The following is a 20,140-nucleotide window of genomic DNA, read 5'->3' as shown; positions in this document are numbered from 1 at the left end:
TAACAGCTGCACCCGAGCGCCCCCCAGAAGGCGGGCGCGTCAGCCGCCGGCACCTGAGTGCCGGCCGCCTTCAGGTGGTCATGCGCATGCAGCCCGCAACCCGAACGGCACGCGCATGCCGCGGCGTACTGGTAGCGCCGGTCGCTCTCCCCCAGCGTGAACTTGCGTGCCTGGTAGCCGCCGAAGGTTCGCACCGGCGACCAGCTGGGCGACGCTGGCGGGAGCGGCGGGGCCAGCGCCATGAAGCGCTGCGCGCCGTGCACCACCTTGCCTGCCACGACTGTCAGCACCGACACGATGTCCTGGATCTGGTCCTCGGGCACGGCGAAGTAGTCGCGGTCGAGCACCGCCACGTCGCCCAGCGCCCCGGGCTTGAGCACGCCCTTCCTGCCGCTGTCGCGCGAGAACCAGGCGCCGTTGGCCGTCATCAGCCCTAGCGCGGCCAGCCGATCCAGGCGGCGCTCTTCCGGGTAGAGCACCRTGCCGCCGATGCTGCGACCCGACACGAGCCAGTAGAGCGCCTGCCAGGGGTTGTAGCTGTTGACGCGCGTCGCATCGGTGCCCAGCGTGACCGGCAAGCCCATCTCGATCATGCGTTTCACCGGAGGCGTCTCGGCAGCCGCCGACACGCCATAGCGGCGGATGAAGGCTTCGCCCTGCATCGACATCCGGTTCTGCACCGCGACGCCGCCACCCAGCTTCCTGATGCGCTCCAGGTTCTGCGGCGTGACCGTCTCGCAGTGGTCGAAGAACCACCCCAGCTTGTCGATGGGCAGGTCGCGGTGCACCTTCTCGAAGACGTCGAGCGCGCGCGAGACCGTCTGGTTGTACGTGGCATGCATGCGCCAGGGCCAGCCGTTGCCGGCGAGGAAACGCACCACGCCCTCCAGGTCGGCGTCCATCGTCGTCGGCATCTCGGGCCGCGGCACGAGCAGGTCCTCGAAGTCGGCGGCCGAGAAGGCCAGCATCTCGCCAGCGCCGTTGAGGCGGTACATGTCACTGCCGTCACCGGGCTTGCCCGTCGCGATCCAGCGCCGGAAGTCGTCGAGCTCCGCCTTCGCCTTCTGCGGGAACAGGTTGTAGGCGAAGCGCAGTGTCAGCCGCCCCTCCCTGGCCAGCTTGTCGATGACCTCGTAGTCGTCCGGGTAGTTCTGGAAGCCACCACCGGCATCGCCCACCGACGTGACCCCGAGCCGGTTCTCCTCGCGCATGAAATGCAGCGTGGAGTTCACCTGGTCGTCGAAGTCCAGCTTCGGGCCCTTGGCCAGCGTGTTGTAGAGCAAGAAGGCGTTGGGCTCGGCCAGCAGCAGGCCGGTGGGCTCGCCCTTGTGGTCGCGTTCGATGATGGCGCCCGGCGGTTGTGGCGTGTCGCGCGTGTAGCCCACCGCACGCAGCGCGGCGCGGTTCAGGAAGGCCTGGTTGTAGAGATTGAGCACGAAGACGGGCGTGTCGGGCGCCGCGTCATTGATCTCCTTCAGCGTCGGCAGGCGCTTCTCGACGAACTGGGTGTCGTTCCAGCCGCCGACGACGCGCACCCACTGGGGTGGTGGCGTCACGCGCGCCTGGGCTTTCAGCATCTCGAGCGCCGCATGCAGGCTGCGCACGCCATCCCACCGCAGCTCCATGTTGTAGTTGAGACCGCCGCGAATCACGTGCGTGTGCGAGTCGGTCAGGCCGGGGATCACACGGCGCCGCTCGACATCGACGACGCGGGTCTGCGCATCGGCGAGGGGAACCAGCTCGGCGTCACTGCCGACCGCCAGCACCATGCCGTCCTTGATGGCCACGGCGCTGGCGTCGGGTCGTGCGGGGTCCAGCGTGCTGATGCGTCCGTTGTACAGAACCAGATCCGGCGCGACGCGCGTGTCGCGCGACAGCGCGGCCACCGGACCGGCCAGCGCGGTCAGGCCCAACAGGGATGCCGCTTGCAGGAACTCGCGCCGATCCGGGCGCTGATTGATTTGATTCGACATGGTGAATCCTCCGGATGTCGGGGTTGAGGGCCGACCCATTGGGCCTCTTGTCGCGCGTTGCCGCCACGACCCGTGGGGCCGCCGCGTCCTCTCCCTTTGGCCCAGGTGCCACACCGACCCCGTGTGTAAACTCGTCGCCACCGTTCGACTCCAGTGAGACACACGATGCACGCCGTGGGCCAGACGAGCCAGCCGATCAAGGTGCTCGTCGTTGACGATCACCCCCTGATGCGCGAGGGCATCGCTGCCGTGATCGAGAGGGAGCCCGGCCTGCGGGTGGTCGCCGAAGCGAGCAACGGCCGCGAGGCGATCGAACGCTTTGCTGAGCACCGCCCCCACGTCACCTTGATGGACCTGCAGATGCCGGAAGTCGACGGTGTCGCCGCCACGGTGGCGATCCGTGCACAGTGGTCCGACGCGCGCATCGTGATGCTGACGACCTACCGGGGCGATACGCAGGCACGCCGCTCGCTGCAAGCGGGTGCCAGCGGCTACCTGCTCAAGAGCATGATCCGTAACGAGCTTCTCGCCGCGATCCGATCCGTCCATGCCGGCGAGCGTTGGATTCCTTGCGAGGTGGCCGCGGAGTTGGCTGCGCATCTGACCGATGACCCACTGTCAGTGCGTGAACTCGACGTGTTAAAGCAGGTCGCGTCCGGCAACTCGAACCGGCGGGTCGCCGGCGAGCTCCGTGTCACCGAGGACACGGTCAAGTCCCACATGAAAAGCATCATGAGCAAGCTCTCCGCGCGCGACCGCACGCACGCGGTCATGATCGCTCTGCGGCGCGGGATCATCGATCCCTGACGGGCCATCTGTGCCACCCGCGGCGACTGCGCCGGTAGGCGATCCCGGCCGGGACCTCCAGAGAGACTGTGGTGCCACGTGCATCAGAGTGGACGCCCAGGCGCCCGCTCAGGCGATTCGCCCGTTCTCGCATCCCGACGAGGCCCCAGCGCCCGGCGTGCAACTGCTTCGGATCGAAGCCGCAGCCGTTGTCCGAGATTCGCAGCCTGAGCTGCCTCGATGCGAAGGCTACGCCGAGCTGGACGCCTGAGGCCGCCGCATGCCGGAACGCATTGCTCAGGGCCTCGGTGGCGATGCGCTGCAGTTCCGGCACGCAGACCGGATCGAGTTCGCGGGCCGTACCGTCGATGTGCATTGCAAACGAAACGCCTGTGTCTGCGGACCAGCGCTCACCTACCAATTGCAGGCCATCGGCAAAATCCGTCGAGGTGCCTGTCACCCCCCGCAGGTCCGTCACCGCATCCCGTCCGTCCGCGATCACTTCGTCGGCCAGATCAAGCGCGTTGCGCATCAGGTCCCGGGAGCGCTCGTGCGGCGGAATCTGTTCCATCGCCGCGTGGAACCGGATCACCAGGCCCTGCACGGCCTGCAGGAAGGTGTCATGGAGTTCTCGGGCGATGCGCTCCCGCTCGACCGTCCGCACCTCCCAGCGCAGCCGCAAGYGTGCCTTGACCGCGCGCAGTCTCCATGAGAACAGCAGGCACACGGCAGCCGCAGCCGTAGCCGCACACAACGCGATGAACCAGCCCGTTTGCACGAAAGTGGGAGGAATGACGAACGACACGCTCGCGCCGGATTCATTCCACAAGCCGTCATTGTTGGCAGCGATCACCTGGAATCGATAGCGGCCGGGCGCAAGGTCCCTGAAGCTGGCCTCGCGGTGGGTGCCGGCGTCCTGCCATTCGGCATGCTCGTCGCCAAGGCGATACCTGAACCTCACGCGCTCGGGCATCGTGAGGCTCGGCGCGGTGTAGGCAATCTTCAGGTCGTGCGTATGCACCGGCAACTGCGTCGCGTCGCCCGCATCGAATGCATGGGCGAGGCCGTCCGCCGTGATCGACTTGACGATCACCGTGGGCGCAATGGTGTTGTGCGGCATGCGCGTCGGGTCGGTCCAGACCACGCCGTTCGCGGTGGCGATCCAGAGACGACCGCCGTTGCCCATCGCCGTCTCGGGCACTCCTGGCAGCCCGTCCAGGTAATCCAGCAGATCATGTCGGACGCGATGCTCAGGGCGGTGAAACGCCTGCTGCAGTTCCTCGGCCGCGATGTGAACCATGCCGTCCGCCGTGCTCACCCACAGGTCACCTGTCGGGCCGGGCACGATGCCCTTGACCCCGATGAACGCACCGCGCGGTCCCGTCACAGGATGGATCGCGTCGCCGGTCAGTCGCCACAGGCCCCTTTCGGCCCCGATCCAGAGGTCATCGGCCTGCTGCGCGAACGTCTCCACTGACCCTAGGGCCAGGTGCGATGGAGATTCCCTCGCGGGCAGCACCACCGCGAGCCGATCGCCGTCGAGGACGGTGACCGCCCCGTCGTCATAGCCGAACCAGACGCGACCCCGCGCGTCGGTGAACAAGGCCGACACGTTGTGGGTGGGCATGTCCGTGCGCCCTCCCCACAAGGTCCACGCCTCGCCGACCACACGATAGACGCCGACCCGAAGCACGGACACCCACATCGCACCCTGTGCGTCCTGCGTCATAGCCTGGATGCCGGCGTAGTTGAAGGAAGAAGAGGCGCGCGCTCCGCGATGCGCCAGCCGCTGCCAGCGTCGATCGGCTCGAAGCTTCCAGAGCGAATCGCCCCCGGCCGCCCACAGCGTGCCCGACGGGTCGCTGTAGAGGGCGGCGAGTCCCGTTCCGGCCAGATGTCCGAAGCCGATCGGCTCCGGCGAGGCGCGCTGCGAACGGAAAATGTTCCCGAGGGCGGTGCCGATCCATGCGCCGCCTTGACCGGCGGGTGCCAGCCAGAACTCGTTGGATCCCGCATCCAACGGCAGTTTCAGGAACGCCGGTGCGCGAAATCGGTCGAGTCCGCCGCGCGTGGCGAACCACATGTTCCCTTCGCGATCCTCGAGTATCCGGGAGACGGATTCACCGGTGAGGGGCACGAATCCGGCTCCCTCACCTCGCGCAGCACCCTTGGCGCCTCCGACCCACAGGTGGCCTTCGCGGTCGAAGGCACACCGGGCATCCGCACTGTTCGCGATGCCCTGGTCAGCCCATGCAGGGACGACGGCACCGGACACGGGCGGCGTGGTCAATGTCAGCGTGCGCACGCGTTCGGACGTGCACACCATGGCTGCCCCGCCAGGATGGAGGAGCAGCGTCTGGGAATTGCTGCGAGGCACCGCGACGGGTAGTTTCTCGAACCGGTTCGCTCCATCTCGAAGGTAGAAGATCTGCTCATTGCTCATGATCCACAGCGTGCGATCGCGATCCAGGAGGATCTCGTCCACCGGATCCGCGGGAACCTTCCAGGAGGCATTCGCCGGCTGCCACCGTCCACCATCGAGTCGAAACAACCCACGGGTCGTCCCGGCCCACAGGGTGCCGTCCCCTGCCTTCGCCATGCCCGCCACGGACGATCTCGGCAGTCCCTGGGCCTGCCCGTAGTTGACCAGGCGACCTTCGAGCAGATGGCTCACGCCGCCAAGGTGATGCCCGATCCACAGACCGCCATCCGCGGCCACATGCAACCCGGTAATGTCCTGCGATAGGAGCGGGACACCACCAGCGCCTGAGAAGCGCTCGAACTGCACGCCATCGAAGCGGAACAGTCCACCGGAGGTACCCAACCATAGAAAGCCATCGCGGGTCTGGGCAAGGGCCTCGATGCCTGTCGGCACGCCATCCTGAGCGGTCCACCGGGTGTGATACAGCTGCGTGATGCCGTATTGCGCCGGCAGGGCCCAGGCGGCGGGGCAGCACAACACGATGACGATGCAGGCGCGCAGCATCCCACGCCATGCGAGGAATCCAGGTTCCTCCCCGACTTTAGGTGCAGCGTTCATCCAGCCCGCAGCCGGATGCCTGCGTCCCAATGACTGGCGACGATGGAGCCACTCTAACTTCAACACCAAGGTGTCCTCCATGGAAACACGTCCCCCACTTCCTCCGTTTTCGCGCGACACCGCGATCCAGAAGATCCGCTTGGCCGAAGATGGCTGGAACACACGAGATCCGGCACGCGTGGCGCTGGCCTACAGCGAGGACACCCGTTGGCGGAATCGCTCGGAATTCGCGACCGGGCGATCGGCCGCGCAGGCCCTGCTGCAACGGAAATGGCAGCGCGAGTTCGAGTACCGATTGATCAAGGAACTCTGGGCGTTCAACGCCAATCGGATCGCCGTGCGCTTCGCCTACGAATGGCATGACGACTCGATGAACTGGTATCGCAGCTATGGCAACGAGAACTGGGAATTCAATGAGGCGGGCCTGATGGCCCACCGGTATGCCTGCATCAACGACCTCCCCATCGCGGAATCGGACCGCAAGTTCTTCTGGCCGCTCGGCCGGCGGCCAGACGATCACGCTGGCCTGAGTGCCCTCGGACTCTGACGAAAACCGGCGTCGCGCTCGAGGCGGTCGCTCCAGGCGACAAGCACGAGCGCACCGGCCAGCCCGAGGTGCTCGAAGAAGGCGTGCGTCAACATCGTGCGTGGCACGCCCTGTGCCTCCCAGAACCGATTCGCGATGAGCGTCGTGACCAGCGTAAAGGCTGCGAGCAGCAACGCGCCTACGCTGCGCCCGCGGCCGATAAGCACCAGTACGGAACCCGCCAGCTCGATAGCGATGGCCGCCACCACGAGCAACCACGCAGGCCTCAAGCCGAATGCGGTCATCTCCGCGATGGCATCGTCGAAATCCAGGGCCTTCTCCAGGCCGCCCTGGATGTAAGCCGAGCACAGCAGCAGCAGGCAGAGTCGATGCAAAGCGCGCGCCTGGGGGGAATCCCTCCAGCTCAGACGGTCGCGCGCGAACATTCGAGTGCACCTTGGAACTTGTTCATGTCGGTGGCCGGCATCCGGGCGGCCACCGAGGGTTGAGCGGATGCTGCGTGCGACGGACGCGGGGCCAATCCCTGCTGCGACGCGATCCAGAGCGCTTCGGTTCTGCATCGCGCGCCAAGCTTCGACAGAAGCCCGCGCATGTGTGCCTTGACCGTCCCCACAGAGATCCCCAGCGATCGGGCCACCTCCTTGTTGTTGTGGCCACGGCGAACCAACGCCAGCACCTCACCCTCTCGCACGGTCAGGGACGGCCGCGACAGGCTGTCGACCATGCGAAGCGTCGCAGCGCTGCACAGATACCGACGCCCGGACGCCACGGCCCGGGCGGCGCTCACGATCTCGTCCGCCGAGCAGCCGACCACCACGTAGCCGCGAATGCCTGCTTCCAGCGCGCTTCGCACCTCGAGCTCCTGGCCCCTCATGGCGACAACCATCAGCTTGGCACCCTGCCGGCAATCGGCCTGGAGGCTCGCTGCCCTAAGGACACCACTTTCGTGGTCGAGGATGAACACGTCGGCAGGCGCGCTGCGCACCCGGTCAGGGCAATCCAGATCGGTCGCAGACCGCAACTCGAATTCGGGCCATGCGCCGAGGATGTAGCGCAGCCCCGCCTCGATGACGGGATCGTTGTGGGCCAGCTCTATCACCGTGGGTGTATTCGAAGACATCGCAATGCTCCATTCATGTGGTTTCTGCATGGTCGTCTTCCGATGCAACCAGCGCGAGTTAACTGCGGTGAAATCTCAATGCCTCGGAAGTCAGTAGCGCGCGCGCCCTACGCCCTCGGGCCATCTGCATACAGGCCGCAGGAAGGGCGCATGGCGCATGGCCTCGGGATAGGCTCGGTTCGATGTGCCATCTCGAACTCTGAAAGCTGCGAACCATGCATTCGAACCTTCTTTGGCGAGCACTCGCTGCCGCCGTCCTGAGCTGCTGCCTCGGCGCGTGCGCCGTCAGCCAGACCGGTCGCGCCGCATCGGCCGGCGAGTCGCCGCAGACGTCGCGCGTGCAGTACCGGACGGCCGTCGTGAAAGGAATCCGGATCTTCTATCGCGAAGCGGGCGACCCTCGCAAGCCGACGCTGCTGCTGCTGCACGGCTTTCCTTCTTCCTCGCACATGTACCGGGAGCTGATTCCGCTGCTTTCGAACGACTTCCATCTGGTGGCACCCGACTACCCGGGCGCCGGCTTCAGCGAGGCCCCTTCTGCCGAGACGTTCACGCCCACGTTCGACAACCTGGCCAACGTGATGGCTGCGTTCGCCTCCCAGATTGGATTGCAGCGCTACACCCTTTACCTGCAGGACTTCGGCGGCCCCGTGGGCTTTCGCATGGCCGTGAAGAATCCGGCGGCGGTCGAGGGTCTGATCATCCAGAACGCCAACGCGTATGTCGAAGGCATTGCAACGGACCAGCTCGACGGCATGCGCGCCCGTGCGAAGGGCCTCAGCCCGGAAGGGCGCCGGCAGGTCGAGCAGCTCGTGTCCCGTGACTTCACGATGTTCATGTACCGGACCGGCAGCCGGGACTTCGCGTCCATCGACCCCACCGGATGGACTCTGGACGCACGGCTCCTCGAGAACCCCGACGCCCAGAGAATCCAGATCGGCCTGATGTCGGACTACTTCAGCAATGTCATCGACTACCCGCACTGGCAAGCCTTCATGCGAACACGCCCGCTGAAGACGCTCATCGTGTGGGGCAGGAACGACCCGATCTTTCTTCCTGCGGGTGCGCACGCCTATCTTCGGGACATTCCCAGCGCGCGACTGCGCTTTCTCGACACGGGGCACTTCGCGCTCGAAGAAGACGTGCTTCCGATCTCCCAAGAGATCCGGAAGATGTTCGTTGATCGATAGGTGCATGCGTGCCTCGCGTCGTAGAGGGTCATTGGTCCGGGCACTGAAGCCTATTCCCCTGCGCTGCACGCACTCAATCCTCCTTTGATCGACGATCGCTGACTGGAGGTCGTTGCCCGGGCCCGAATCGCGAGCGTCTCTGCCGAGAATCCACGATCGGGGGTCGCGGGATTGGCCGTTGGTCGTCCTGCCCTCGCGGAAAGTCGCAGGCTCCTCGACCTTGGTCGAGGTTCATGCCCACCTTCGGCGCGGTATGCTCATCGCTCGCAGTCGAGCCATGAGTGCACACGCCCACATCACATCGCCGTCCCGTGCGGCCGCCGAAGAGCAGCAGCTGCAGCGGTGCCACGACGACATCGAGCACCTGACCCACCTGCCTGCGACGTGGCAGGGACTTGACCCGACCTCCATCGTCGAAGACGTCCTGGAGACGTTGGTCGACATGCTGGACCTGGACTTCGCCGGACTGCGCTTCAGCGAGACGGTGCACATCTTCCTGCGCACCGGCAAGACGCCCGCAACCGCGCACGATCCCGAAACCATCCGGCGTTCGGTCGATGAATGGCTTGCAGACAACCCGCAGCTCGGGCCATCAACCCTGTCGCTCGGCAGCGACGTGCTATCCGTCGTGGCCGTCGCGATGGGCGACATCGCCGGCATGGGCGTGCTGGTGACAGGCTCCCGGCGAGCGGGGTTTCCACAACGTCTCGAGTCGCTGCGCCTGAAAATCGCGGCGACCCAGGCGAGCCTCGCGTGCCGCGAGGTCCGCGAGCTCACTGACCGCAGGCCGCCTGCTGATACACGCGTCGAGAAGCCCACGGGCGAGGCGCTCGCAGAAAGCGAATGGCGGCTCAACCTCATCATCAACACCATCCCGGCCATCGCATGGTCGGCGACTTCGGACGGCATGCTGGATTTTTGCAACCAGCATTTCGTGGACTTCGTCGGGCTGCCTGCCGACGAAATCCTCGGGCTTGGCTTCTATCGCATCTTTCATCCGGAGGACGTGGCCGCACTGCTGTCCACCTGGCAGGAAATCATGGCATCGAAGCGCTCGCGGGAAGTCGAAGGCAGGCTCCGGCGTGCCGATGGCCACTACCGATGGTGCACGCTGCGGCAGAACCCCCTGCTGAACTCGCAGGGCAAGGTCGTGAAGTGGTACGGCGTCGTGCTGGACATCGAAGACCGCAAGCGCGCCGAGAACGCCCTGGAGGAAGCCAGGTCGGCACTTCTCGCCAGCGAGCAGAACCTTCGCCTCATCATCGACTCGCTTCCGGTGCTCGCATGGGTGGCCCGACCGGATGGCTCGGCGGAATTCGTGAACCGACAGTGGGCCGCCTATGTCGGCGTCGAACCCGAACAGATCCTCGAGTGGGGCTTCCTCGACTTCTACCACCCCGACGATGTAGAAGGCATGGTGGACATATGGAAGGACTGCCTCGCGACGAAGGACCAGTTGGGCTTGAAGGGACGCATTCGGCGATTCGATGGGGAGTACCGCTGGTTCTATTTCGCCGGCCAGAAGATCACCGATGCGAACGGCGTGGTGCGCTGGGTCGGCGCGAACGTGGAGTTCGAAGAACTGCAGCGCGCCGAGGATGCACTCAAGGCGAGCGAGCACCGGCTCAAGTTGATCATCGACACGATTCCCGCGATGGCATGGTCGGCCACGGCAGATGGCGAGGTCGACTTCTGGAGCAAGAACCTGCTCGACTTCTGCGGTCTTCTATTCGAAGACGTGATGGGCGAAGGCTTCTACCGCATCTTCCACCCGGACGATCTTGAGGCCATGCGCAGCATCTGGGATCGCGTACGTTCCAGCAAGCGCGGCGAGGAAGTCGACGCGCGCATTCTGCGTGCGGACGGCGAGTACCGATGGTTCACCTTGCGGCAGTGCCCGCTACTGGACGCCCACGGCGCTGTCGTGAAATGGTACGGCGCGCTCATCGAGATCGAAGACCGCAAGCGCGCCGAAGAAGAACTGCGCCGCAGCCAGAGTGAGCTTGCCCGGGTCTCGCGAGTTACCACCTTGGGCGAATTGGCGGTTTCGATCGCGCACGAGGTCAACCAGCCGCTGATGGCGATCGTCACCAACGCGGGGACCTGCCTGCGCTGGCTCGATGAGAAGCAGTTCGACGCGGTTCGCGCGCGGCAGGCCGCCGAACGCGTTGTCCGGGACGGGCATCGCGCCGGGGAGATCGTCGCAAGCATTCGCGCATTGGCGCGCAAGGAACCCACGCGGATGATGCCGACCGATCTGCACGAAGCGATCCGGGAGGTGCTGCTGGTGTTGAACGGCGAGTTTCGGCGCCGCGGCATCGATGCGAGTTTCCAGGCCGGACCTGAGGCCCCGATCGTGCTCGGCGATCGCACGCAGCTGCAGCAGGTGCTGCTGAATCTAGTGATGAACAGCGTGGAGGCGATGACCGAGCCCGACGGGGTTGGAGTACGGATAGGTGGGCAACTGACGATCCGCAGTGCGGCCGGCCCCGACAGGTTCGCCCGGGTCAGCGTTCAGGACACGGGCACGGGTCTCGAGCAGGATCACATGGATCGGATCTTCGAAGCCTTCTTCAGCACCAAGGCGGGAGGCATCGGCATGGGCTTGTCGATCTGCCGGTCCATCGTCCAGGCCCATGGGGGATCGATCTCTGCCTCGAACCATTCTCCACGCGGCAGCACCTTCAGCTTCACCGTTCCCCTGGCTGCGGGAGCGGCTCGATGATTAAGCGTCCGGACGACCAGCCGGCGACCGTCGTCGTGATCGATGATGACACCAGCGTGTGCGAGGCGCTGCGCGGCCTCTTCGAATCGGTTGGGCTCCTGACTAGAACCTATGGCTCCGTGCAAGCCTTCCTGGCCGCCGAGCCACCCCACGGACCGTCCTGCATCGTGCTCGACATCCGGCTGCCCGGGCAAAGCGGTCTTGAATTCCAAGAGGCGCTGGCGCGAAGCGGCGCTGCGCAGTCGGTCGTACTCATCAGTGGCCACGTCGACGTAGAGATGGCCGTGCGAGCAATGAAGGCAGGCGCGGTCGATGTCCTCACCAAGCCGGTGCGCGAGCAGGATCTGCTGGATGCGGTCAATCGCGCCATCAAGCTGACGACCCAAAGGCGTGGTGACGTCGAGCGCATCGCGGCACTGCGTTCAAGACACGCTCTGCTCACAGAACGCGAGCGCCAAGTCATGGCACTCGTCACCGCTGGGCTGCTGAACAAGCAGATTGCCGAAAGAGTCAATGTCACCGAAGCTACCGTAAAGCTCCATCGCGGTCAGGTCATGCGCAAGATGAAGGCGGCCTCGGTCCCGGAACTCGTCAGGATGGCGGACTTGCTCGGCCGATGTGGCAATGATCGGGGAGTTGAGGCCGGCACCGTCGGACGCCAGTAGCACTTGGTGCTTTGCTGCGTTGCCTGGACCTGCCTCTTTGAGACAAGAGGGGCCGAGATCCCGGCGGTGTGGTAGGCCATTGTTCCGGCCGAACATGCGATAGCCTAAACAGGTCACTTAGAAATGCGAACCCTGACACGTGTTCAGCGGACGCTACTGCCCTCGCTGACCAACGATCCGGTAAACCGTAGACCGCGCTAGTCCGAACAGCTGCATCAGCTGCTTGATGTTCCTGCCGTTGAACATCTCCCGCACGCGCTCATCGCGCGCCGACTTGTCCGGCGCCGGCACGTAGACATCGTCACCGCCAAACCGCGCGCGCATGCCCTGCACGATCTCGTGCGCGATGGCACTTGCCCACGGTTCCTGGAACGCCAGGTCATCGCGCAGGATCTCGGTCATGTCGAACACCCACTGCGTGGCGGCGTCGGCCTTGATCTCGTGGGCATCGGGACGGGGTTGCTGCTGGTGCTGGAAGGTCGGTTGGCTCACAGGCGGCTGCTCCAAGAATCGCTGACGATGAAAGAGTTCGGGCCGATGGGACGGACGGTTGGTGGTCGAGCTGTAGGTGGCGGCGCTGGCGGAGGCGGCGCCGCGGCCACCGCGCTTGGTTGTGCAGACGTATGCACTGGCGGATCGCTCCCCGGATTCGGCGCGGGCGCACCGCCGCCGGCGAACAGGTCTGGCTCCAGTCCGGCTTCCAGCCGCGCCCACAGCTTGTCGCTGAGCGTGTGCAGCCCGAGCATCTGCGCGCAGAACAGCGCGTASACCGTGCAATCCAGCTTCTCGTTGCGCTTGCCGGCCGGCTTCAGCCAGCGGTGCTCCTCGCCGCGGCCGGTCTTCACGAGCATCCGGCTCTCGGCCGTGAGCTGGTCGTAGAACTCGGCCGTCAGCTCGCGCGCGAAGTGCACGTAGCCCGGCCCGGGCTGGCTGACCTGCAGCCGGCCGTAGAGCAAGTCCTTCGCCGTGTCGGTGCCGACGTGCCACAGCCGCACGCCCTTACGGATCGTCTTGCCGCGCTCGTTCACGTCGACCAGCACGCTGGCGCTCTTGATCGGCCGGCCGAGCCGTGTCTCGCCCTTCACGGCGTACAGATTCTGGTTCGGCCGGTTGCGCACGAAGACATAGCACTGGTGCGTGAAGTGCCCGCCCGTGTCGATCGCCACCGCGTCGGCCGACATCTCGACGCCGCACACGTGCCGGTAGGTCGCCTTGATCGCCGGATCCAGCTTCAGATCTCCGCTGCAGCCATCCCAGCGCCAAAGTGCATCGACAGGCTCAAGTCGCGCTCGCGCGGGCCGCGGGCGGTTGGTGCGGGCCTGACGCAAATCGCATGAGCTTTCCTGGATTGCACGGATAGGCGGCAATCACATCCGTCGCGCGCGAGGCGCGCGACCTCACTCTGAGATTCCCATGACCTGGATCACCACTGCCACAGGCAATGAGGTGTCGCTGCTGCATCCCCAACCCGGCTGCATCAACCTGCGCACGATCGCGCACCACCTCAGCCTCATCAACCGCTTCACCGGCGCCACCTGCCGCCCGTACAGCGTCGCAGAGCACTCGCTGCTCGTCTGCAAGATCGCCGAGCGCGAGTTCAACCTCGACGTGCACGGTCAGTTAGCCGCGCTAATGCACGACGCCCACGAAGCCTTCGTCAACGACCTCGCCTCACCCGTGAAGGACGAGGTGGGCGCCACATGGCACACGCTGGAGGATCGCTTCGCCCGCGTCATCCGCAACGGCTTCGCGCTCAACGTCGCCAACGCCACGCATGCCAAGGCGATCAAGCAAGCCGACCTGATGGCGCTGGCTACCGAGCGCGCACAGCTGCTGCCCGCGTCCACCACGCCGTGGCCGGTACTCGCAGGCGTGCAGCCCGTCACCTGGGTGAACCTGATGTCGCCCGGCTGCCGCGACACGCCTTGGAGCGCCTGGCGCAACGCATTCATCGAGCGAGCCGACTCCCTCGACTTCCAACGCCAGCAGCTGGCGCGCCAGCTCGGCCGCTGAGCATCGAACCAGGATCGCCGCATGGAAACCCATCACAGCACCTCGCCTAGCAAGTCGACCACCAGACCCCTTGCGCATCGCGCACCCACGAGCCGGCGCCGTCGCGCGCCAATCGTCGGCTCGCGCGTCGCCGGACACCTGTCGCACTGGGAAGACGATCTCGACCGGATCTACTTCGGACCCACCTCTGACTTCGGCAAGTTGCACGACAGCTCATGGTTTCGCATGCGCGCGTGCGGCGGGTCCTGCCGCGCTGACGCATGGCGCGTCTCCACCACCCTCTGCGGCCGCCGTGTCTACCTCTACGCGCTGATCGACGATTTCGGCAACCTCGTCGCCATCGATGAATGAACCCGACCGCCAGTCCGGCGGATGGGCAACCACACCCCTCAAATTCCACAACGAGCACCAAAGCATGAGCAAGAACAATCAACACTACCTCGCCACCGCACAAGACCGCCTCATCCGAAAGCCTGAAGTTCTCGCGCGCACCGGACTCGGCAACACCACTCTTTACGTCCTGGTCAAACAGGGGAGTTTTCCTGCGTCGTTCACCTTGGCGGGACGCGCTGTCGCGTGGCGCGAGGCCGACGTGAATCGCTGGATCTCCGACCGAGTCATTGCATCCCGGTCGCCGCGCGCCTAACGAAGACACCGAGCACACCATTTGACAACTCTCGACCTCGCGGAAGCCGCACAGCTGTTCAAGGTTCACCCGAAGACGCTTCAACGAATGGCACGTGCCGGCTCCGTGCCGGCCTGCAAGGTAGGACGCTCCTGGGTCTTCGTCGAGCGCCTGCTCATCGAGCACCTGGTGACACAATCCACTGCGCGCGTGTCCGTGGTCGATCTTCAGGAGAAAACTGAATGTCGCTCTACAGACGAAAGGATTCGCCATTTTGGTGGGTCAAGTTGCCGCCCATCCGCGGTGAATCGAAGCCTCTACAGCAAAGCACTGGGACTACCGACAAACGGCAGGCGCAGCAGGTCCACGACCAACTCGCCGCAGCCCGATGGGAGCAGGACCGGCTCGGGGTAAAGCCTCGACACACGTGGGAAGAAGCGGTCGTGCGGTGGCTTCTGGAAACGAAGCACAAGGCCACCCACGAAGGAGACAAGGCGAAGCTTCGCTGGCTCGATCCATACCTGGGAGGCAAGCAACTCGACGACATTGATCGAACGCTGATCGATCGCATCAAGTTCGCGCGCGAACGGGATGTCGCCCCAGGCACGGTGAATCGCTATCTCGCTTTGATGCGCGCCATCCTGCGGCGGGCATGTGATGAGTGGGAATGGATTGAACGAGTGCCGAAGTTCAAGCTGTTCAAAGAGGCCGAGGGCCGAGTCCGTTCACTGACGCAAGCTGAGTTCGAATGCCTTCTTCAACAGCTACCCGAGCACCTGGCTGACATGGCCACCTTCGCCGTGGCGACCGGCCTTCGCCAAGGCAACGTGATGGGGCTGGAGTGGCAGTTCGTTGATCTTGGGCGGCACCATGCCTGGATTCCCGGCAGCAAGCACAAGAATGGCAAGCCGCACTCCGCACCGCTGAATGAGATGGCACTGGCCGTGATCCGCAAGCAGGTTGGCCGGCACCCCACCAGGGTGTTCACCTTTCGCGGACAGCCAATCGGCCAGGTCAACACGAAGGCGTGGAAGTCGGCGCTCCAACGGGCCGACATCCAGGACTTCCGATGGCACGACTTGCGGCACACCTTCGCTACATGGCATCGACAGGCTGGAACGCCAACCCATGAGCTACAGCGGCTCGGCGGCTGGAAAACCGGCGCAATGGTCGAGCGGTATGCGCACGTAGCGCCGGAAGCGTTGCAAGGCGCGGCCCTGCGGTTGGATGCGTTCTTTGGTTACGCTGCGGCTACGCCGGAAGATCGGGGCTCCTAGCAAACAACGCTAAGTCCTTGATCGTATTGGTAGGCCGTGTTGGACTTGAACCAACGACCAAAGGATTATGAGTCCTCTGCTCTGACCAACTGAGCTAACGGCCCCTCGGGAGAGGAGCGCCGATTGTAGGTGCCCACCACGCGGCACCAGGCAGCCGAACGGACCTGTTTCCGGCTACTTCTGGCTCAGCGCGTTGCTCACCAGCCGCGACGTGATGTCGACGATCTGGATCATCCGGTCGTACGCCATCCGCGTCGGCCCGATCACACCCAACGTGCCCACCACCTGCCCATTCACCTCGTACGGCGCCGACACCACCGAGAGCTCCTCGAACGGCACCACCATGCTCTCGCCGCCGATGTAGATGCGCACGCCCTCGGCGCGGCTGCTCACGTCGAGCAGCCGCATCAGCTGCGTCTTCTGCTCGAACAGGTCGAACAGCTTGCGCAGCGAGCCCATGTCGCTGCTGAAATCCTGCACCGTCAGCAGGTTGCGCTCGCCGGAGATCACCACCTGCTCCTGGCTGTCGGCCATCGCCTCGCTGCCGGCCTGCACCGCCGCCTGCATCAGCGCCGCGATCTCGCCGCGCAGCGCATCGACCTCGCTCTTCAGCCGCTCGCGCACCTCCTCGATCGTCAGGCCCGCGTACTGCGCCGTCAGGTAGTTGCTGGCCTCGATCAGCTGGCTCTGCGTGTAGTCCTGCGCGGTGAAGATCACCCGGTTCTGCACGTCACCGTCGGGCGCCACCAGGATCACCAGCACCCGCCGCTCCGACAGCCGCAGGAACTCGATGTGGTGGAACACGCTCGCCTTGCGCGGCGCCGTCACCACGCCGACGAAGCTCGACAGGCTGGACAGCAGCTGCGCCGCGTTCGCGATCACGCGCTGCGGTTGGTCGGGATGCAGCTGCGGCTGCTCCATCGCGGGCGTCGCACGCGCCAGGTCGAGCGGTTGCGCAGTCAGCATCGTGTCGACGAACAACCGGTAACCACGCGCCGTCGGGATGCGCCCCGCGCTGGTGTGGGGGCTCGCGATCAGCCCCAGATCCTCCAGGTCGGCCATCACGTTGCGGATGGTGGCCGGCGACAGGTCCAGCCCGGAGGCGCGCGACAGCGTGCGCGACCCCACCGGTTGTCCGTCGGCGATGTAGCGTTCGACCAGCGCTTTCAGCAGTGTTTTGGCTCGCTCGTCCAGCATGGTTCATTGTAGGCGCGAGGCCCTTTCCTGCCCCGGTTCCCAGGGGGCCCTGTGGTGTAATCCCGCGCATGCCGACCCGTTTTCGACACGCAGCACTGGTGGGAAAGTACCAGGCCCTCGGAATGCGCGGGGTGCTGCAGGACATTGCGCAATTTCTGGGCCGGCAAGGCCTCGAGGTCTCGCTCGAAGCCGAGACGGCGCACAACACCGGCATGACCGACTACCCGGCGCTCACGCCCGAGCAGCTCGGCCAGCACTGCGACCTGGCCGTCGTCGTCGGCGGCGACGGCACCATGCTCGGCATCGCCCGCCAGCTCGCCCGCTTCAACCTGCCGCTGGTGGGCATCAACCAGGGCCGCCTGGGCTTCATCACCGACCTGCCGATCGACCAGTTCGAGGAAGCCCTCGCCCCGATGATCGCCGGCGACTACGAAGAAGAACGCCGCACCATGCTCGAAGGCGGCGTCTGGCGCGACGGCCGCGTGATCTTCGAAGGCATCGCGATGAACGACGTGGTCGTCAGCCGCGGCGCCACCGCCAGCATGGTGCAGCTCAAGATCGACATCGGCGACGAATTCGTCGCCAACCACCGCGCCGACGGCCTGATCGTCGGCTCGCCCACCGGCTCCACCGCCTACGCGCTGTCGGCCGGCGGCCCGATCCTGCACCCGGGCATCGCCGGCTGGGTGCTGGTGCCGATCGCGCCGCACGACCTCTCCAACCGCCCGATCGTGCTGCCCGACATCGGCGAGATCTGCATCGAGATCGTCGCCGGCCGCGATGCGAGCGTCAGTTTCGACATGCAAAGCCTCGCGAGCCTGCTGCACGGCGACCGCATCATCGTGCGCCGCTCGGCGCACCAGGTGCGCTTCCTGCACCCGCGCGGCTGGAGCTACTACGCCACCCTTCGCGGCAAGCTCCACTGGAACGCCGGACTCTGAACACACCATGCTGAAACGCCTCGCGCTGCGCGACTTCGTCATCGTGACCTCGCTCGAGGTCGAACTGGCCGGCGGCTTCTCGGTGCTGACCGGCGAGACCGGTGCTGGCAAGTCGATCCTGATCGATGCGCTGCAGCTCGCGCTCGGCAGCCGCGGCGATGCCGGTGTGGTGCGCGAAGGCGCGGCCCGCGCCGACATCACCGCCGAGTTCGACGCGCCCGCGAGCCTCGCCGCCTGGCTCGACGATGCCGGCTTCGACAACGCCGACACGCTGTTGCTGCGCCGCGTCATCGATGCGCAGGGCAAGAGCCGCGCCTGGGTCAACGGCAGCCCGGCCACCGTCGCGCAGCTGCGCGAGGCGGCCGATCACCTGGTCGACATCCACGGCCAGCACGCCTGGCAGAGCCTCACGCGCAGCGCATCGGTGCGTGCGCTGCTCGATGCGTACGCCGGCGTCGATGTCGCGCCGCTCGGCGCCGTGTGGTCGCGCTGGAAAGCGGCCGGCGATGCGCTCGACACCGCCCGCAGCCAGCAGGCCGACCTGGAGCGCGAGCGCGAACGCCTGGCCTGGCAGATCGGCGAGCTCGACAAGCTCGGCCCGGAAGCCGACGAGTGGGAGACGCTGAATGCCGACCACCAGCGGCTGTCGAACTCGCAGGCGCTGATGGACGCCGCCCGCAGCGCGCTCGACGCGCTGAGCGAGGCCGATGTCAACGCCGAATCGCTGACCAGCGGCGCCGCCGACGCGCTCGGCAACGTCGCCGAGTTCGACGCCCGCCTCGCCGCGGTGGCCGAGGTGCTGCAGAGCGCGCAGGCGCAGCTGCAGGATGCGGCGCACACGCTCAGCGGYTACCTGCACCACACCGAGCTCGAACCCGAGCGCCTGCAGGAGCTCGACGATCGCCTGTCGGCCTGGGTCAGCCTCGCGCGCCGCTACCGCCGCGCCCCGGCCGAGCTGCCGGCGCTGCTCGACCAGTGGAAGGATGAACTGCGCGCGCTCGACGCCGCCACCGACCTCGATGCGCTCGAATCGGCGCTCGCGCAGGCGCATGCCGCGTTCAACGCCGAGGCGAAGCGCGTCTCCGCCACGCGCAAGGCGGCTGCCCCGAAGCTGGCCGCCGCCGTCACGCAGGCGATGCAGCAACTCGGCATGGCCGGCGGCCGCTTCGACGTCGCACTGACCGCGCAGGACGCGCCGCAATCCTTCGGTCTCGAATCGGCCGAGTTCCTCGTCGCCGGCCACGCCGGCAGCACGCCGCGGCCGATGGGCAAGGTGGCGTCGGGCGGCGAGCTGTCGCGCATCGCGCTCGCGATCGCGGTGACGACCAGCCAGCTTGCGCAAGGCAGCGATGCCGCCGGCACGCTGATCTTCGACGAGATCGATTCCGGCGTCGGCGGCGCGGTGGCCGACACCGTCGGCCGGCTGATGAAGCAGCTGGGCCGCGACCGCCAGGTGCTGGCCGTCACTCACCTGCCGCAGGTCGCCGCCTGCGCCGACCACCATTTCGTCGTCTCGAAGCGCACCGAGGCCGGCAGCACGCACAGCGACATCCACGCCGTCGCCGGCGAGGTGCGCGTCGCCGAGATCGCCCGCATGCTGGGCGGCGAGCGCATGTCCGGCACCAGCCTCGCGCATGCGCAGGAGATGCTGTCGGTGGCGGCCGAAGCCGTGGCGCCCTCGGCACCGCGCGGCCGCAAGAAATCATGAGCGCGCTGCCGCCCGATGCCGTGGCGCCGGCCGAGCCGGCGCCGCCGTCCGTGGTGTCGCCGAACGAGGTCGTGCTCGTCACCGGCATCTCCGGCTCCGGCAAGTCGGTCGCACTGCATGCGCTCGAAGACGCCGGCTTCTTCTGCGTCGACAACCTGCCGCCCGAGCTGCTGCGCGATTTCCTGCGGCTCGAGCACGAGCGCTCGATGCGCCGCGTCGCGATCGCCGTCGACGTGCGCAGCGCCGGCTCGCTCCCGCACCTGCTGCCGCTGATCGCCGAGCTGCGCGCCGAGGGCACCGCGATCCGCTCGGTGTTCCTCGATTCGAACACCG

The 20,140-nt window shown here is 66.2% G+C and carries 19 protein-coding genes, 1 tRNA gene and 1 pseudogene; 13 read left to right on the top strand and 8 right to left on the bottom strand.

The window, feature by feature from the left end; translation table 11 throughout:
* The coding region (locus tag AC1D01_RS02830) for an amidohydrolase (protein ID WP_477864575.1) at positions 1-1,973 on the bottom strand (1,973 nt) is incomplete at its 3' end.
* Positions 1,974-2,138: 165 nt separating this feature from the next.
* Here AC1D01_RS02830 and AC1D01_RS02825 point away from each other — a divergent pair.
* Positions 2,139-2,780 carry a response regulator gene (locus AC1D01_RS02825; RefSeq protein WP_477864574.1) on the top strand — a complete coding sequence of 214 codons (642 nt, stop codon included), beginning with the start codon at positions 2,139-2,141 and terminating at the stop codon, positions 2,778-2,780.
* Here the strand turns inward: AC1D01_RS02825 and AC1D01_RS02820 are convergent.
* Positions 2,767-5,745: a sensor histidine kinase gene (locus tag AC1D01_RS02820; RefSeq protein ID WP_477864573.1), complete on the bottom strand. Its 2,979-nt coding sequence runs from the start codon at positions 5,743-5,745 to the stop codon at positions 2,767-2,769. The genes AC1D01_RS02825 and AC1D01_RS02820 overlap by 14 nt on opposite strands.
* Positions 5,746-5,878: 133 nt before the next feature.
* Between AC1D01_RS02820 and AC1D01_RS02815 the strand changes: the two genes are divergently transcribed.
* Complete coding sequence (locus AC1D01_RS02815; protein ID WP_477864572.1) at positions 5,879-6,346, top strand: nuclear transport factor 2 family protein; 468 nt, start codon at positions 5,879-5,881, stop codon at positions 6,344-6,346.
* Here AC1D01_RS02815 and AC1D01_RS02810 read toward each other — a convergent pair.
* Together AC1D01_RS02810 and AC1D01_RS02805 are read right to left on the bottom strand one after the other, a co-directional pair.
* Entirely contained in the window at positions 6,316-6,771 is a 456-nt protein-coding gene (locus tag AC1D01_RS02810) for a DoxX family protein (protein WP_477864571.1), read from the bottom strand. The genes AC1D01_RS02815 and AC1D01_RS02810 overlap by 31 nt on opposite strands.
* A complete protein-coding gene (locus AC1D01_RS02805; protein WP_477864570.1) occupies positions 6,750-7,496 on the bottom strand; it encodes a response regulator transcription factor in 747 nt (248 codons plus the stop codon). The genes AC1D01_RS02810 and AC1D01_RS02805 overlap by 22 nt, the downstream gene beginning before the upstream one ends.
* A gap of 185 nt (positions 7,497-7,681) precedes the next feature.
* On the opposite strand from AC1D01_RS02805, the gene AC1D01_RS02800 reads away from it, so the two are divergent.
* The 3 genes from AC1D01_RS02800 (at position 7,682) to AC1D01_RS02790 (ending at position 12,046) form a co-directional block, all read left to right on the top strand.
* Positions 7,682-8,656: an alpha/beta fold hydrolase gene (locus AC1D01_RS02800; RefSeq protein WP_477864569.1), complete on the top strand. Its 975-nt coding sequence runs from the start codon at positions 7,682-7,684 to the stop codon at positions 8,654-8,656.
* 277 nt (positions 8,657-8,933) lie between these two features.
* Entirely contained in the window at positions 8,934-11,381 is a 2,448-nt protein-coding gene (locus AC1D01_RS02795) for a PAS domain-containing sensor histidine kinase (RefSeq protein ID WP_477864568.1), read from the top strand.
* Complete coding sequence (locus AC1D01_RS02790) at positions 11,378-12,046, top strand: response regulator transcription factor (RefSeq protein ID WP_477864567.1); 669 nt, start codon at positions 11,378-11,380, stop codon at positions 12,044-12,046. Before AC1D01_RS02795 ends, AC1D01_RS02790 begins: the two co-directional genes overlap by 4 nt.
* Before the next feature lie 153 nt (positions 12,047-12,199).
* On the opposite strand, the gene AC1D01_RS02785 is transcribed toward AC1D01_RS02790, so the two are convergent.
* Both AC1D01_RS02785 and AC1D01_RS02780 read right to left on the bottom strand, forming a co-directional pair.
* On the bottom strand, positions 12,200-12,538 hold the full coding sequence (locus AC1D01_RS02785) for a Mor transcription activator family protein (protein WP_477864566.1): 339 nt from the start codon (positions 12,536-12,538) through the stop codon (positions 12,200-12,202).
* Positions 12,535-13,374 (bottom strand): terminase gpA endonuclease subunit, encoded by an 840-nt coding sequence (locus AC1D01_RS02780; RefSeq protein ID WP_477864565.1) that lies wholly within the window; start codon positions 13,372-13,374, stop codon positions 12,535-12,537. The genes AC1D01_RS02785 and AC1D01_RS02780 overlap by 4 nt, the downstream gene beginning before the upstream one ends.
* A gap of 85 nt (positions 13,375-13,459) precedes the next feature.
* On the opposite strand from AC1D01_RS02780, the gene AC1D01_RS02775 reads away from it, so the two are divergent.
* The 5 genes and pseudogenes from AC1D01_RS02775 (at position 13,460) to AC1D01_RS02755 (ending at position 15,961) form a co-directional block, all read left to right on the top strand.
* The gene (locus AC1D01_RS02775) at positions 13,460-14,059 is read left to right on the top strand and encodes an HD domain-containing protein (protein WP_477864564.1); all 600 of its coding nucleotides are present in this window, start codon (positions 13,460-13,462) and stop codon (positions 14,057-14,059) included.
* 21 nt (positions 14,060-14,080) lie between these two features.
* Positions 14,081-14,410 carry a hypothetical protein gene (locus AC1D01_RS02770; protein ID WP_477864563.1) on the top strand — a complete coding sequence of 110 codons (330 nt, stop codon included), beginning with the start codon at positions 14,081-14,083 and terminating at the stop codon, positions 14,408-14,410.
* The gene (locus AC1D01_RS02765) at positions 14,403-14,705 is read left to right on the top strand and encodes a helix-turn-helix transcriptional regulator (RefSeq protein ID WP_477864562.1); all 303 of its coding nucleotides are present in this window, start codon (positions 14,403-14,405) and stop codon (positions 14,703-14,705) included. The genes AC1D01_RS02770 and AC1D01_RS02765 overlap by 8 nt, the downstream gene beginning before the upstream one ends.
* Positions 14,706-14,726: 21 nt before the next feature.
* A pseudogene (locus AC1D01_RS38395) lies at positions 14,727-14,852 on the top strand (helix-turn-helix domain-containing protein); the annotation flags it as partial.
* 74 nt (positions 14,853-14,926) lie between these two features.
* Positions 14,927-15,961 (top strand): tyrosine-type recombinase/integrase, encoded by a 1,035-nt coding sequence (locus tag AC1D01_RS02755; protein ID WP_489740378.1) that lies wholly within the window; start codon positions 14,927-14,929, stop codon positions 15,959-15,961.
* Between the two features lie 27 nt (positions 15,962-15,988).
* Here AC1D01_RS02755 and AC1D01_RS02750 read toward each other — a convergent pair.
* Both AC1D01_RS02750 and hrcA read right to left on the bottom strand, forming a co-directional pair.
* Positions 15,989-16,065: transfer RNA gene (locus AC1D01_RS02750), tRNA-Ile, on the bottom strand.
* A 70-nt stretch (positions 16,066-16,135) separates the two neighbouring features.
* A complete protein-coding gene (hrcA, locus tag AC1D01_RS02745) occupies positions 16,136-17,158 on the bottom strand; it encodes a heat-inducible transcriptional repressor HrcA (RefSeq protein WP_477864560.1) in 1,023 nt (340 codons plus the stop codon).
* A gap of 68 nt (positions 17,159-17,226) precedes the next feature.
* Here hrcA and AC1D01_RS02740 point away from each other — a divergent pair, with 68 nt between their 5' ends.
* The 3 genes from AC1D01_RS02740 to AC1D01_RS02730 form a co-directional block, all read left to right on the top strand.
* Complete coding sequence (locus AC1D01_RS02740) at positions 17,227-18,099, top strand: NAD kinase (RefSeq protein WP_477864559.1); 873 nt, start codon at positions 17,227-17,229, stop codon at positions 18,097-18,099.
* A gap of 7 nt (positions 18,100-18,106) precedes the next feature.
* Positions 18,107-19,807, top strand: a complete 1,701-nt coding sequence (gene recN, locus AC1D01_RS02735; RefSeq protein WP_477864558.1) for a DNA repair protein RecN — start codon at positions 18,107-18,109, stop codon at positions 19,805-19,807.
* Positions 19,804-20,140: RNase adapter RapZ (locus AC1D01_RS02730; protein WP_477864557.1), on the top strand; the 337-nt coding region annotated here is incomplete at its 3' end. The genes recN and AC1D01_RS02730, both read left to right, overlap by 4 nt.

It is taken from the genome of Rhizobacter sp. P3_B12 (genome assembly GCF_056402895.1).
Note: the sequence above shows the minus strand (reverse complement) of the source record. Positions and strands in the feature narration are given on the sequence as shown.

Bases quoted from the DNA above. Each gene is read 5' to 3' on its own strand.
- AC1D01_RS02825 (WP_477864574.1), top strand. From the start codon at position 2,139: ATGCACGCCGTGGGCCAGACGAGCCAGCCGATCAAGGTGCTCGTCGTT.
- AC1D01_RS02815 (WP_477864572.1), top strand. From the start codon at position 5,879: ATGGAAACACGTCCCCCACTTCCTCCGTTTTCGCGCGACACCGCGATC.
- AC1D01_RS02810 (WP_477864571.1), bottom strand. From the start codon at position 6,771: ATGTTCGCGCGCGACCGTCTGAGCTGGAGGGATTCCCCCCAGGCGCGC.
- AC1D01_RS02805 (WP_477864570.1), bottom strand. From the start codon at position 7,496: ATGCAGAAACCACATGAATGGAGCATTGCGATGTCTTCGAATACACCC.
- AC1D01_RS02800 (WP_477864569.1), top strand. From the start codon at position 7,682: ATGCATTCGAACCTTCTTTGGCGAGCACTCGCTGCCGCCGTCCTGAGC.
- AC1D01_RS02795 (WP_477864568.1), top strand. From the start codon at position 8,934: ATGAGTGCACACGCCCACATCACATCGCCGTCCCGTGCGGCCGCCGAA.
- AC1D01_RS02790 (WP_477864567.1), top strand. From the start codon at position 11,378: ATGATTAAGCGTCCGGACGACCAGCCGGCGACCGTCGTCGTGATCGAT.
- AC1D01_RS02775 (WP_477864564.1), top strand. From the start codon at position 13,460: ATGACCTGGATCACCACTGCCACAGGCAATGAGGTGTCGCTGCTGCAT.
- AC1D01_RS02770 (WP_477864563.1), top strand. From the start codon at position 14,081: ATGGAAACCCATCACAGCACCTCGCCTAGCAAGTCGACCACCAGACCC.
- AC1D01_RS02765 (WP_477864562.1), top strand. From the start codon at position 14,403: ATGAATGAACCCGACCGCCAGTCCGGCGGATGGGCAACCACACCCCTC.
- AC1D01_RS02755 (WP_489740378.1), top strand. From the start codon at position 14,927: ATGTCGCTCTACAGACGAAAGGATTCGCCATTTTGGTGGGTCAAGTTG.
- hrcA (WP_477864560.1), bottom strand. From the start codon at position 17,158: ATGCTGGACGAGCGAGCCAAAACACTGCTGAAAGCGCTGGTCGAACGC.
- AC1D01_RS02740 (WP_477864559.1), top strand. From the start codon at position 17,227: ATGCCGACCCGTTTTCGACACGCAGCACTGGTGGGAAAGTACCAGGCC.